15 protein-coding genes and 1 tRNA gene are annotated in these 13,621 nt (G+C 35.5%); 1 reads left to right on the top strand and 15 read right to left on the bottom strand.

Annotated elements, in window-relative coordinates:
- Window positions 1-11 precede the first annotated feature (11 nt).
- The 12 genes from arsS to AC3RVF_RS11080 form a co-directional block, all read right to left on the bottom strand.
- Window positions 12-1,088: an arsenosugar biosynthesis radical SAM (seleno)protein ArsS gene (arsS, locus tag AC3RVF_RS11135; protein WP_489693392.1), complete on the bottom strand. Its 1,077-nt coding sequence runs from the start codon at window positions 1,086-1,088 to the stop codon at window positions 12-14.
- 60 nt (window positions 1,089-1,148) lie between these two features.
- The gene (locus AC3RVF_RS11130; RefSeq protein ID WP_489692067.1) at window positions 1,149-1,487 is read right to left on the bottom strand and encodes an arsenosugar biosynthesis-associated peroxidase-like protein; all 339 of its coding nucleotides are present in this window, start codon (window positions 1,485-1,487) and stop codon (window positions 1,149-1,151) included.
- Window positions 1,488-1,598: 111 nt separating this feature from the next.
- Complete coding sequence (locus AC3RVF_RS11125; RefSeq protein ID WP_489692066.1) at window positions 1,599-2,351, bottom strand: DUF481 domain-containing protein; 753 nt, start codon at window positions 2,349-2,351, stop codon at window positions 1,599-1,601.
- A gap of 56 nt (window positions 2,352-2,407) precedes the next feature.
- Complete coding sequence (locus tag AC3RVF_RS11120; protein WP_489692065.1) at window positions 2,408-2,755, bottom strand: DUF488 domain-containing protein; 348 nt, start codon at window positions 2,753-2,755, stop codon at window positions 2,408-2,410.
- Between the two features lie 58 nt (window positions 2,756-2,813).
- Window positions 2,814-3,719, bottom strand: coding sequence for a tryptophan 2,3-dioxygenase family protein (locus tag AC3RVF_RS11115; RefSeq protein WP_489692064.1), 906 nt, complete (start codon window positions 3,717-3,719; stop codon window positions 2,814-2,816).
- A 134-nt stretch (window positions 3,720-3,853) separates the two neighbouring features.
- A complete protein-coding gene (locus tag AC3RVF_RS11110; RefSeq protein ID WP_489693391.1) occupies window positions 3,854-5,965 on the bottom strand; it encodes a SurA N-terminal domain-containing protein in 2,112 nt (703 codons plus the stop codon).
- A 193-nt stretch (window positions 5,966-6,158) separates the two neighbouring features.
- Window positions 6,159-7,412, bottom strand: coding sequence for a hemolysin family protein (locus AC3RVF_RS11105; RefSeq protein ID WP_489692062.1), 1,254 nt, complete (start codon window positions 7,410-7,412; stop codon window positions 6,159-6,161).
- 67 nt (window positions 7,413-7,479) lie between these two features.
- Window positions 7,480-7,677 (bottom strand): hypothetical protein, encoded by a 198-nt coding sequence (locus AC3RVF_RS11100; protein WP_489692061.1) that lies wholly within the window; start codon window positions 7,675-7,677, stop codon window positions 7,480-7,482.
- The gene (gene lptC / locus AC3RVF_RS11095; protein WP_489692060.1) at window positions 7,667-8,245 is read right to left on the bottom strand and encodes an LPS export ABC transporter periplasmic protein LptC; all 579 of its coding nucleotides are present in this window, start codon (window positions 8,243-8,245) and stop codon (window positions 7,667-7,669) included. The genes AC3RVF_RS11100 and lptC overlap by 11 nt, the downstream gene beginning before the upstream one ends.
- 2 nt (window positions 8,246-8,247) lie before the next feature.
- Entirely contained in the window at window positions 8,248-9,612 is a 1,365-nt protein-coding gene (locus tag AC3RVF_RS11090) for a tetratricopeptide repeat protein (protein WP_489692059.1), read from the bottom strand.
- Window positions 9,613-9,631: 19 nt separating this feature from the next.
- Window positions 9,632-10,876 carry a BamG family beta-barrel-assembly machinery protein gene (gene bamG / locus AC3RVF_RS11085; protein WP_489692058.1) on the bottom strand — a complete coding sequence of 415 codons (1,245 nt, stop codon included), beginning with the start codon at window positions 10,874-10,876 and terminating at the stop codon, window positions 9,632-9,634.
- Window positions 10,876-11,604, bottom strand: coding sequence for a type III pantothenate kinase (locus AC3RVF_RS11080; RefSeq protein WP_489693390.1), 729 nt, complete (start codon window positions 11,602-11,604; stop codon window positions 10,876-10,878). Before AC3RVF_RS11080 ends, bamG begins: the two co-directional genes overlap by 1 nt.
- A gap of 144 nt (window positions 11,605-11,748) precedes the next feature.
- Here AC3RVF_RS11080 and AC3RVF_RS11075 point away from each other — a divergent pair.
- Window positions 11,749-11,821: transfer RNA gene (locus AC3RVF_RS11075), tRNA-Phe, on the top strand.
- A 146-nt stretch (window positions 11,822-11,967) separates the two neighbouring features.
- Here the strand turns inward: AC3RVF_RS11075 and AC3RVF_RS11070 are convergent.
- From AC3RVF_RS11070 to AC3RVF_RS11060, 3 genes are read right to left on the bottom strand one after another with little or no spacing between them, the layout of a single operon-like run.
- Window positions 11,968-12,441 (bottom strand): hypothetical protein, encoded by a 474-nt coding sequence (locus AC3RVF_RS11070; RefSeq protein WP_489692056.1) that lies wholly within the window; start codon window positions 12,439-12,441, stop codon window positions 11,968-11,970.
- Entirely contained in the window at window positions 12,438-13,343 is a 906-nt protein-coding gene (locus AC3RVF_RS11065; RefSeq protein ID WP_489693389.1) for a GYDIA family GHMP kinase, read from the bottom strand. Before AC3RVF_RS11065 ends, AC3RVF_RS11070 begins: the two co-directional genes overlap by 4 nt.
- An 18-nt stretch (window positions 13,344-13,361) precedes the next feature.
- A complete protein-coding gene (locus tag AC3RVF_RS11060) occupies window positions 13,362-13,601 on the bottom strand; it encodes a hypothetical protein (RefSeq protein ID WP_489692054.1) in 240 nt (79 codons plus the stop codon).
- Between the last annotated feature and the right edge of the window lie 20 nt (window positions 13,602-13,621).

Raw genomic sequence — 13,621 nt, 5'->3', positions numbered from 1 at the left:
AGGTCTTATAGTTATTCTGCAACGGCGCCTTGGCAACTACTACCAGCTCCAGCGGTGCAACCGTAACAGTGTTGCGAAATGATTATTTTTCGGTCGTTAAGGATATCTTCATTATATTCTGAAATATGTTGGATTTTACTCGCCACTTTCAGTTCTAACATTTGGTTAAAATCGCAATCGTACAAATATCCGTCCCAACTTATAGAAATGGTATTGCGGCACATTACATTTTTAACCGCCGCGGGATTATACGCTTCTACTAAAGAATACATATAATCTTCATAATTTTCTGATGCAATTAAATAATCTAAAAACCGTGAAACAGGAAGATTTGTAATCGCAAAAAGACTGTGAAAATGAATCCCAAAATCTTCCAACAAACCTTTTTTAAATTCCTTTTCCATGCTAGCCTGATCGCCAGGTAAAAAGGCGCCGCTTGGGTTATAAACTAAATCTAAACGCAGGTCGCTGTCAGGCATTCCGTAGCCAACTGCATTTAACTCTTGCAATGCTGTTATAGATAAATCAAAAACGCCCTCGCCTCTTTGTTTATCGGTTTTGCCACGAGTCCAGTGAGGCATGCTGCTCACGACATGAACGTTGTGTTTTTTGAAGAATTGGGGCAGATCGTAATACTTTTTGTTAGCGCGAATAATCGTTAAATTACTACGCACAATAAAATCCTGAATCCCCGCTTTGCTTGCTTCTTCAACAAACCAGTGAAAATCTGGGTTCATTTCTGGTGCGCCACCAGTTAGGTCTAAAGTATGTGCGCCTGTGTGTCTAATTACTTCCAAACATTGCTCCATGGTCTCGCGCGTCATAATTTCTTTACGGTCGGGACCAGCATCAACGTGGCAGTGTTCGCAAACCTGATTACACATATAGCCCACGTTAATTTGAAGAATTTCAAGTTTATTGGGGCGTAATGGAAACTGATCTGTTTCTTTTATTTTTTCTGAAAAAGTAGGTAGCTCACCGTTAGCAAAAATACCGTTAGACAGTTTTTCTAGCTGCTTGTTTGCCACGGCGAATTCACTTTCACGTTTGTGAAGGGATTGTTGCATTTTCTTTTTTTCTTTCAGCATAAATATTTTTTCAGAATCCTATTCGATTGAATTATTGTAGTCGTGTGATTACTCGCGTTCCTACATTTCTAATTTATTTACTTTGTTCATCATCATTACCCCGTGTACTAAGGTTGCGCCGCTTTTAATGGCAGCACCAACGTGTACGGCTTCCATCATTTCTTCTTTAGTAATACCACGCTGAAGCCCGTCTTTTGTATACGCATCAATGCAATAGGGGCACATTTCTGTATGCGCTACTGCAAGGGCAATAAGCGATTTCTCGCGAGCGGTGAGTGCGCCTTCTTCAAAAACTTTTCCGTAATAATCAAAAAATTTATCACCAAGCTCTTGGCTCCAATCTGAAATTTTTCCAAATTTTTTAAGGTCAGCAGGATCGTAATAGTTGTTTGAAGCCATAATTGTGGGTTGTATATAGTTACGGAATTTTAGTGTTTTTGGTTGTAGTATTCACGTAAATATAGGCAAGTAGTCTTTCAAAGAAGTTAAAACTTACGAAATTTTAACAGATTAATCAAAGGAATAAACGATGCCGCTAGATAAATTGTATTGTGAGTTTGGTATTCCCACAGCAGGCGTTTTATCGTAAATAAATGTGTATGTAGTTTTGAAGGCGAAGTTTTTAAAAAGATCAATAAGTAGTGAACTTTGGTTGGAAAAACGATAATCGCCAAAGTCTTTTAATCTAGGTTGAAAATAGGTTGTACTGACTATACTTAGTGTTTTTGTAGGGTATAAACTAAAAGATAAATAAGATGTACTTCTAAAATCTCTATGTATAGGGGTGCTGCCATCATTGAGTTCCTCATATTCGTACATAATTTGCGAACCCAAATAAAATTTATATTTTTCAGAAGTTGTCAGTTTAAATCTAGGACCGGTACCCAAAAGTCCTCTAAAATCTATTTTTGAGACTTTGTTGTATTGCGCCTGTGTAAAAACCTCCCAAGCAATGCGTGGATGGAATTTGTAATTGTAACGAAGATGCGATATCCCAGCGTTTTCAAATTTATTACCTTCAATATTTTTTAACTCAATATCATTTTTCAGCAACACTAAATGATTGTTCATTTTATACTGAACTTGCGTACTACTGCTGAGTCCGAAGTAGGCATTTACATCTCGCTTAATTGAAAAATCTAAGCTAGCAGCACCAGAAAATCCTGAAGTATCGGTTACTTTACGAAGGGATTCCGCATTGAGTATTTGAGATTTTACTGTAACGGAATAACCGAAAATTATAAGCGCAATTAGATACTTCATGATACTTTTTAGGATTGTTGAAGGCCTTAAAAATATTAAATTCATTAATAAAAAAGTTATTGATTTTCTAGAAATTGCTTTAAAACGACGGCTTGATTATATTTTTCATCTTTGGCGCCATAGAGTAGAGTGAGCCGCTTACCCTTTGCTTTACTTAGTAGTTCCTTAACTAAACCTGTATTTTCAGCAAGTTCTTTTTTATATTTTTTCGAAAACTCTTCAAAACGTTCTTGCTTATGATTAAACCATTTTCGAAGGTCTGTAGATGGAGCAATCTCTTTCATCCATTCGTCGAGTTTTGCGTCTTCTTTGCTCACTCCTCGCGGCCAAATTCTATCTACTAAAACTCTGAAGCCATCATTTTTTGATGCATCTTCATAAATGCGTTTTATGAGGATTTCCATAATCGTATATTAATATTTGACCACTGACCACTGACCACTGACAACTGACCACTAGATTTTAAGATCCCCAATTTGCAATTTCTTCTTCCGACCATAATTCAGGAAAAAACTTACGTTGTTGATATTTTGGGTGTAGGTATTTTTTCCATTCGGAACCTCCGGTTGCGGCTTTATTTTCTCCTTTTCTATCTAGATAATGTTGCGCAGTATCTAAGTGAACCAACGGCCAGGCAACATTATAAAAATGATCAACTTGCTGTAGCTTTTCTTTGAGTTCTTCGGAAGGGTTTTCCATTTGTGCTACGCGTTCTTCCAAGGTTTTTCCTTTAACGCTTATAGCAAGTGCTTTAAAATCTGCTTCATATTTTTCAACAAAAAGCCGTAAGGTGAGACCCATTTTTCCAGTTTTGCGATTTAGTCCGGCATCTTTCCAATAAAGGTTTTCGAAATAATCTTCGAGCGTTGGATTTTCTGGCAGGCGTTCGCGTCCTTTCTCATTAATAAGATTTTGGATACGTGTGCTATAAATTTCTAAAACACGAAACTGCGCGCTCTGAAAGCCACTTGCGGGAGTAAGAGTAGCACGAAAAATGTTGTAATCGTCATAACTCATTCCATCTTTCATAATATCAAAAGAAGTGATAAGCATTCGGGTGTATCTTTTTAGACGATCTAATTTTGTAATCCAAATTTCTTCAGATAGATTTTCACCTTCAGAAAGTTGTTTTATTTCATGAATCATCATTTTTAGAGTAAGCTCTGTAACTTGATGATACATTACGAAGATTTCTTCATCCTTAAAATCTGTACGTGTTTTTTGAAGCGAAAGCAGCGTATCGGTTTGTATATAATCCCAATATGTAATAGGCTTTGCTTGTAAAAGTCCTTTAAGGTAGGTTTCAGGATTCTCGCCTAGATCGAGATATTTTTCTTCAAGCGCCTTTAAAATTTCGTTGTTATCCATTTTGTTTCGTTTGGTAAAAATCTTTTAAAAATAAAGGATATTTTCGGTTTTGCGAAGCATTCCAACTTCAGTTTTAAAGAAAAAGCCCTGTTACAAATTTTGTAACAGGGCTTAAAAAATTTATGTGCGTGCTATTAATAAAAAGTAGCGCGGTTATCTTCAATATCAGCTTTCTTTCTAAGTGCGTTAAATACGGCACTTTGAGATGCTGGAGCTTCTTTAGCGCTCAATTGGTTTGCGTAATTTACGTATGATTCCATTTTAGGAGCTGGATTAAAAGCGGTGGTTTTAATTTTATAAACTCCATTATTTCCATTTATTAAACCTGTAGATTCACCTGGCTTAGTGCCAAAAGCGGCGCCAATTACCTTTGGTTCGTTACTGGCTCCAATTACTGGATTTGCCATAGTAACGCTAGTGGCGGTCTGTACAATTATATTTTGGCTTTTTGCAACTTCTTCAATTGAATTACCAGTAATAGATTCGCGTATTTTCTGTGCTTTTTTCTCCTTTAATAGAATAGGTTTAACAGTTGCAGTAGCTTGCTTAACATTCATTAAACCTTTTGGGTTTTTACGAGTAAGCTGCGCAATTACGTAACCTTGTGGCACGCTGAAACGTTTGTAATCTCCTACTTTAGTGTCTTCTTCAAAAGCCCAGTTAACAAGCGTACGGTTATCACCTAATCCAGGAACGTTAGCGTCCATATTTCCTAGATTGTTTACAGGTTTTACTTCAAGGTTTTGTGCTTTTGCTAATGCTGTAAAATCGCCATCCTGTAAAGCAACTTCAAATTTAGATGCTTCAGAAAACACATCGTTAATTGTATTGTCTGATGGCTCAATGGTTTTTACAATCGTTGCAAGCTTTATAGCCTTTTTAGGTTCAGATTGCTTACCTACTTCAACAATATGAAATCCGAAATCAGTTTCTACCAATCCAATAGTTCCTTTAGGGTTATTGAAAATAAACTTGTCGAATGGAGGTACCATTCTTCCAGGGGTTGAGCTTCCTAAATCTCCACCGTTCTGGCTAGAACCATCGTCAGACATTGTGTTTGCAAGGTCAGCAAATTTAGATTTGTCTTTTTTCACAACACCCAAAATACTATCGGCTAATTTTTTAGCTTCTTCCTTAGATCTTGTAATTGTTTCTGGAGCACGATTTGTACCTACGTAGCGAATTAAGATATGCTTAGATTCAGCAGAATCTGGCATTTTTTTAGTTTCCAAAACTTTTGAAAGGTAGAATGTGTTGTCAACTTTAAACGGACCGTAAATATCGCCATCGTTCAAGTTAATTAATGAGTCTGCAACAGTCTGTGGAAGTTCGCTTTTAAACATCCAACGATCTTGGAAAGGCATATCAGAATTAGCATTTACGAATTCTTCGTAATTTTTTGCATTTTTGAAACCAGCAACTGTGTCGTTGCTTTTTGTGTCTTGGTTGAATTCCACTTTGTTATTAAGCAAAGTAGTAACTTGCATTTTGGCATCTGCTATATCTTTTTCTGAAGGTTGTTCAGAAATTAATACATATTGAATGTCTGCTTGTGCTTCAACTTCGTAATCTTTTGGATGCGCAGCAACATATTTCTTTATTTCTTCGTCAGATACTTTAACGTCCTCATCAGCTATTTTGCTGTAAGGAACCATAACGTAATTTAAAGTTAGGTTGTCATTTTGGAAATGATATTCCTGCTCGCCTTCGGCAATAGTAGTTCTTAAACCACCTTTAACCATATTATAATAGGTACGCTGTAGTATGCTTTCTGCAGTGCTTTGTTCAAAATCTAACCATTGCTTGTACATTACTGGTGAAGAAGCTTTAATGCTTGCAATGTACTCTTGAATTTTACCATCGTCAACTTGTCCAGCTTCGTTAAGAAAAGCAGGATTGTTAGCCAAAGAAGTTTTAAGAGCATCGTCTAATTGTGCTTTTTCAACAGAAAGACCAGCTTTTTCATATTGCTCATCTAAAATTACACGACGAAGTTGTCTTTCCCAAACCATGTTTTGGGCTTGAGTTGAGTTAGAGTTTGGCCCCAAGTTACGTTGGGTTGCTTCCACTTCTTCCATAAAACTTTGGCGAGAAATGTCTGTGCCATTTATGGTAGCAATTGTGTCTTGAACATTTGAGCCGCCGCCTTTTGTTAATATATCACTTAAAATAAAGGCGAAAAGCGCCAATGCAATAATAAGGATAAGGAATATCCCTCTTTTTCTAATACTGTTTAAGATTGCCATTTGATTTCCGTAATTTATATTTCTTCACTTTTAATCTCTCGAATATGAAGGGTTTGGTTGTAAATTCCTTTTATTCCTTGATATTGACCAAAGCTGCGAAGGATGTTTTTTTCAGTTATTTAGGGGGCGAAAATACCATTTTCCGCTCACTAATAAAAAAGTATATTGAAAAAAGTGAGGAATAATTCAAAAACTAATCGTCGGATATGTTTTTTACTTCCACGAGTTCAATTTTAGTACTGGAAACTTCGAGGATTGTGAAGCTATAATCGTTGATTTCAACTGTTTCACCTTGGTCTGGAATTTCTTCGGTGTGGTTTACAATTAAACCGCCCAAAGTTTCATAATTTTCGTTTTCGGTTAAATTGAGATTGTAGTTTTCGTTTATGTAGTCTACTTCCAAACGTGCAGAAAATTTATAATGTCCATCGCCCAGCTCTTCTTCAATTAGTGCAACACTATCGTGTTCGTCTTCAATATCGCCAAATAATTCTTCAATAATATCTTCAACAGTAATAATACCGCTGGTTCCACCGTATTCGTCAATTACAACTGCAATACTTTTTCTTTTTTTGCTTAGGATGCCGAGAACATCTTTTATAAGCATGGTTTCTGGTACAAAAACCACAGGCATTAAAACTTTTTTTATAGTTGCAGGTTTTTTGAAAAGCTCGAAGGAGTGAACATAGCCCAATATATCGTCTATATTTTCTTTATAGATTAATATTTTTGAAAGCCCAGTTTCAGTGAAAATTTTAGCGAGTTCTTTTGGCGTAGTATTAATATCTACTGCGACAACCTCTGTACGCGGAATCATAGCTTCGCGCGATTTTACTTCAGAAAAATCTAATGCGTTTTGGAATATTTGTATTTCCGAGTCCATTTCATCTTTGGTTTCGGCAATATCCATTTGTTCAGAAATATAATTACCAAGTTCCAGTTTGCTGAAAGTAAGTTGCACGGTATCGCCTTCCGACTTAAAAATTAATTTAAGTACTAAATCTGAAATCCAAATTACAAATTCGGAAATGAAAGAAAAGAATACATAAAAGAAATAAGCGGGAACTGCAAAAAACTTTACTAAGCTATTGGCATATATTTGGAAGAAAACTTTTGGCAGAAATTCTGCGGTCATTAAAATTACGAGCGTTGAAATTATGGTTTGCACCAATAAACCGCTAAAACCTGCCAAGGGAATGTAGCGCATTAAAAGATCGCCCATAAAAAAACCATAGATAACCAGCGCAATATTATTACCCACTAACATTGTGGCAATAAATTTTGAGGGGCGTCGGGTTATTTTTTTCAGAATACCGGCTAAAAAGGTATTCTGTTTCTTTTCAATTTCAATGTGGATTTTGTTGGAAGAAACGTATGCAATCTCCATCCCCGAAAAGAAAGCGGAGAGTATGAGCATTATTAGAATAATTATGATGCTGTAATCCAAATTGAATTTTGTTTAAACAGGTAAAAAAATCCCAGCTACTAAAAACAGGGAAGTTGTTTTGTGAAAATTAATCTTTGGAACGATTGTCCATTTTCTTTCTAAAATTTCTTTTGAAGAAAAACATAGAAATTGCAAGAACAACGAAGAATAAAAATAGATATGCTTGATTCGGTTCGGTGTTCCACTTGTTTATCGCTTCATAAGCGAAAAATGCAGCAATTATTAAATATGCGTATTCAAAAAAACGATATACTTTATTTACCATCTTCAATTTTTGTTTTGTCAACTAATTGTACTCCTTGGTTTTTTCTGGATAGAAAGGTAGTGAAATCTTCACTGCTGTCAAACCCAACGGCGCCCTCATTATAAGAGCCATCCTTAAATTTTATCTGATAGGGTTTATCTGTAAAAACCCATTTACTCTTTTGGTCCCAGTAAAGCTGGTTAGCTTTTAAGACCACGCTGTCTGCCGTAACAACTACTACATTATGGCGTAAATCTACCAATCCATTTTCATCAAACTGAATGGCGTAATCTGCGGTTACTGTGCTTCTTTTTCCGTCTTCATTCCAGAATCTGACTTCAATTCCGTTTGGGAATTCTTTATACGGAAACTCTAAATTTGAATAATCTAGTAATTTATTGGCTAGCAGGTTAGTAACTAATTTACCTGAGTCTGTATATTTAAAGTTGATGTTTTTGCCTTCAGCAATGGGTGCGCCATCAGAGAGGCTCAACTTTTTTACATTCTGATAATTGCTTTCACATGCAAAAAGCGTGATGACCAATACCAAGGCCATCACGCTTTTAAACATATTTATTGAGGTGTACATTCTTATAAATTTGGAACTCGAACGCTTCCACCAACCCAACAGTTAAACTTTACAGTTTTACCGGCCATACCTTCTGCGAAGATATCACTTGGTTGTGGTGCGCGGCCTCTGTATGAAGCGGCTGCTGCTCTAGCATTTCCTGCAACGGTACCATCAACACGTGCAGCTTTATCCATCATATCTGCAGCTAACCAGTACATTGCTCTTTTTTCAAAAACTGTTGTTCCACAGCCGTTTGCACTATCTGCGTACATTGCGCCAATTTTGTAATAAGCGATTCCAGCAGATGGCTTTACTTCAAGCATTTTGTTGTAGTAGTTTCTTGCAGTACCGTAGCTTCCTTTCTTACGGAAGTTTTCAGCTATACTGTAATAGATTCTGTATTTTTTTGAATTGTCTTTTTCAAGATCAGCAGCTTGGTTAAAGTATTCCAATGCTTTTGAAGCTTGTCCTTTCGCTTCAGCTTGTTTACCCAATAGGTAAGCAGAAGTTGAACTTGGCTCTAATTCGTGAAGGCGAACAGCTAATTTGCTAGACAATGGAGTTTCACAATCTTTAGCATCAAGTCTGTTACTTGCACCTTTTAACCAATCAACGTTATTTTTGTTTTCTTCAAAGTCTTTTTCGTAAAAAGGCACTAGGTTTTCGCAATCTGCTAATTGACCCAATGTTCCATTTACACTACCTTCAACAGTAGCATAAACTCCCAAGTTGTTTTCATAAACATCTTTTGCGCGTTGTTCCTTATCGGTCATTGCAGTTCCAGCTTCTTCTTTATCCATTAAAGGAGTAAGTTTTGAAGCAAGGCTGTTCTTTTCAGTATCTATTTTACTAGTTACAACATCGTAAAGATTGAAAATTTCCTGAAGGGTTTTCTCACCATTGTTATAAAGCTCTACTGCTAAAGAGAAGTAAGTATATAAACTCTTTCCGCTGGTGAAATCTTCAGGGTGTTTGTTGAAAGCTTCATCAAAAGCTTTAAACTGCTCTGCTTTTGTACCAACGCTGTAATCATACTTTATCTGAGCAATTGTTGAAAGTACATCACCTTCCTTAGTTTTTTCAGGAAAATTCTGCAATCTCAAGTTGTGAGCTTCAATAAGGTCTGTTACTTTGCTTTTGTCTCCTTTTTCTTCAACAAAATATTCAAACATTTTCACGCCATATTGATAAATGGCTAGATTGTAGTCTGGACATTCTTTTATTAATTTTTCGTAATACGGAAGTGCAGCCTCATAATTTTTTATTTTGGCAGGTTCTGTAAAGTACGATAACGAAATTGCACAATCATCAGGAGCTTGGGCAAAAGTTGTTCCTGAGAAGGAAAGAAGTGCAATTGAAAATAATAAAATGAATTTTGTTTTCATGGTATTTGAATTATTGGTATTAATCATATAGTCTTTTTTCGAACCAACGGTCATTTAACGAGAAGCTCAAAAATGTATTAAAAAAGTTTTCTTGAATCAAGCCAGAATCTGTGGTTCCGCGTTTTCCGATTTCTAACCCTAAATTTACATTAGAGAATAAACGTCCAACAGGTAGACCAACTCCAAAAGATATGCCAAACTCGTTAATGTCCTGCCCATTTACGTTTAAACCGGTTTGCTCATACCTTGCTCCAGCTCTGTAAACAACTCTCTGAAAGTAGTTTCCGAAAGAATTATAATTTGGAATATAAAAACCACCTACACGATATTTAGAGGCATTTTCATAAGTAACATTATCTATATTGAAAGAACGATTGGTAAAATTACTAGTTTTTTGGTTTGTATACTCTGCACCAAGTGCCCAATGTTTTGGTTTTCCTATGCCTGCACCAATACTAAATTGCGATGGAAACGTAAAATCTGTATTTTCAACATCAATATCTCTTTCATCAACGGTATATATACCCGTTTGTGTAATGGATACTGTGGAGATCTGTCTATAGTTTTCAGAAGTAAAATTGGTGCCAGGAGTAATTGTTACCGATCCAGTTAATTCTAACTCTTCAGTAATCATTTTTTTATACATCGCCCCGAAGTTAAAACTGAAACCTAAAATATCAGACCTATTAAAGGTTTCCGTGGCATACTGCGCTTCAATTTTTTGTGTGGTTGCGGTATTTTCTATTTTTCCGAAATTATAATTGGCATCAACCCCAACACTAAATTCAGGAGTTACTTGGTATCCCAACGAAAGGTAAGCTTTGTTTAAACCGCCGCTACCAGAATATTCTGTTCGGCCACTTCCATCTGGAACGTCAGAATAAAAATCATATCCAACAGACGTATAAGGTATGATACCGAAGCCCATTCCGAATTTTCCCATCGGAATTCCCATAGAAATATAATCTAGAGAAGTTGTTGAAGTATTTTGACTTTCGGTCTCGTTTTTTTGGTTTGAAACTTTGTGACTTGCTCCAACCGAAAAATTAACCAATCGCAAACTCGAGTAAGAAGCTGGGTTTTGCAGGTTAATATGAATACTATCTGAAAAAATACCTAGCCCCCCCATCGACCTGTTTTCTACAGTTCCTCGGAATTTCAAGGTCCCGATTCCATAATAAGAGTATGGAGATGTGGTGCCTTCTTGGGCCACTGCTACACTTGCAACAAGTATAAATAAGCCGACTACTATTTTTCTAAACATCAATGATTGTTAAATTCTAAAATGTGGTTCAAGCCCTCCAATAAAAAATTTGAGTTGGCAAAGATGTCATTTTTTATACTATCTCGCAAAAAATGTGTGTCTCCTCCTGTTAAAATAACTGTTAAATTCCTAAATTTTCTTTTGTAAGCTTCAATATATCCATCAATTTCAAATAACACGCCGTTCACTACCCCAGAATGTATGGAGTCTGTCGTGTTATTTCCAATTAATATTTGGGTGTTATCTGCCTCCAATAACGGTAATTTTGCCGTGAACGTATGTAACGCTTTATAACGAGTAGAAATTCCTGGCGAAATAGCTCCACCCAAATATTCGTTATTTGTATTTATAAAATCATAAGTAATACAAGTTCCGGCATCGATCACTAAAACGTTCTCTTCTTTATATTGATGGGTTGCTGCACTAACCAAGGCAATACGATCAATTCCCAGGGTTTTTGGGGTGCCATAACAATTTGTGAAAGGCACTTTAGTTTCGTGATTTAAAATTAAAACACTGTAAAGTTGCTGCAATTTTGAAAGTTGGTGTTCAGAAAGATTAGAAACTGAAGACACAATGCAATTTGAAATAGTAGGGAAACTCTCAGAAATTTCTACAAGGGTGATTAAAAAGTCTGTCTTAACACAGGTTTTTTTATGTTTAAGTGTTTTAGTATCAAACACTCCGAGCTTTACCAGCGTATTTCCGACATCAATTACAAGATTCATTTTTTTGAATAAGGCAGTAAAAATACAATTCTCTAACGAGGTAATTGTTAAGACACTATAAAATTGAGTCGAAATATATTATTTATTTTTTTAAATAATGTTTTGCGAAAACGAAAATAGCTTTATATTTGCCGTCTCAATAATGGTGCCTTAGCTCAGTTGGTAGAGCAATGGACTGAAAATCCATGTGTCCCTAGTTCGATTCTTGGAGGCACCACTTAAAAACCCGAAACATTTGTTTCGGGTTTTTTGTTTTAAGTAGTATGTCTGAATCCGCGAGGCTAATGGATTGAATCTGCAAAACGAATAACTTTAAGTCGTTACTTTATAAGGTTTCCGAGAGTGTGAAAAAACCAAATTCTTTTAATATACGTATTTGAAAGCATGATAAATTGCGACGAATTCTTCAAGTGAAACCAAGCCATCAATCGTGAAAAGAACGTCTCCGCTGTAATTCGAATTTCCAGAATAAACCTTTCCATCCTTTATATTCATCAATACATCTCCAGAATATTTTGAATTTCCCTCATAAACTTTACCGTTTTCAATGTTCATTAAAACATCTCCGGAGTAACTTGAATTGCCTTTATAGATCTTTTTTTTTGAAATAGTATATAGTATATCGCCTGAATAGCTTGAATTTTGGTTGTATATTTTATTCTCTACAATTCTGCAAATTATATCTCCAGTATAGTTTGAGTTCTTTTTATAAACTTTACCATCTTTAATATTGCAAAAAACATCTCCGCTATAACTTGAATTCCCAGAATATATTTTTACTTGTGATATTGAAAGGTTGCTATTAAAGAGAAATATGAATAGTAGTAAATATTTCATATTAGTATCATTTTGTCAAAAGGAATAACTGTCTCAAAGCCTTTATTTTTGAAATAATCCATTGCCAAATCATTTCCAGTCACCAGAACAAAATCGCCACCCCAAGCTCCCAAACTCTTTATTGTTCCCGGATAATCACTAAAAAGTTGCTGTTTAATTGTGGGTAGTTTTACTATTTCTGAAATAATTTGCTCGTGTGCATTGATTAATCTTTCGAAGTCTGAAAGTGAATAACAAACCAATAATTTGTTGCTGATATCTGAGATTCTTTGAATTGTTTTTTCGTCAACCGTTGATTTTCTGTAATGCGCAATCCCTTTTTTACTGTCTTGTTTATTGTTTAAGTGAACAAAAAACAATTTATCAGTAAAATCCCACGAAAGGTGAATTTGTTTAAATTCTGGCCTTCCGTTCTTCAATTTATAAAGAATTGGAGAATTATTTTGTGCTGCGGCAATGTCGTATCCACTCCCTCCGAAGCTGGTTTTTAAAAGTTCAAATGCGTTTACATTTGCCCATTGAGCAATATTATTAATTAAAGTAGAAGAGGTGCCCAAACCCCAGTTTCGTGGGAAATCTAATTTGGTAGAAATCGAAATTCCTTTGGAATCTGTAAGAAATAAAGGATTTAAAATCCTTGCCTGTTTAAGAATTTCTGATAACGTTTTTGAAGTACTATTTTCAGGTTTTGAATATTTAAAGTCGCTTAGGTCAAAAATATCTTCAAACCAAATAGCACCTTTTTCATCATAACTTTTCCAGTGAATCCCCTCTTTTTCTGAAACCTGAACGTCTAAAGATTGCCCATATTTTGTAGGAATAGCCAAAGCCGTTGCGCCGTCAAGCACTACGTATTCGCCTGTAAGCAATAATTTTCCGTTGCTGTGAAAAGTTTTGGACAATAATTTAAGTTTTGAAATTCATTTCAAAAAGGGGGATTCTGATTTGATACGCGTTGTAGCCTCTTCGAGGGTGCTAAACTTACCTTCAGTATAATCTTTTAAACCTCGTTCAATACCAAGTTTTTCTTCTTCTGAAAGCTCTGGATGCAAATTTTCTTTTGAAATCTTCTTAAAATTATATAGCTCCTCAATGACTGTTTCATCTGTTAAATGAACCAACCACTCTATTAAATCCAATTTTTTTGTCTTTACGTCCATGCTTATAAAATTACGACATT

It is taken from the genome of Aequorivita sp. IT1183 (assembly GCF_058068265.1).
Note: the sequence above shows the minus strand (reverse complement) of the source record. Positions and strands in the feature narration are given on the sequence as shown.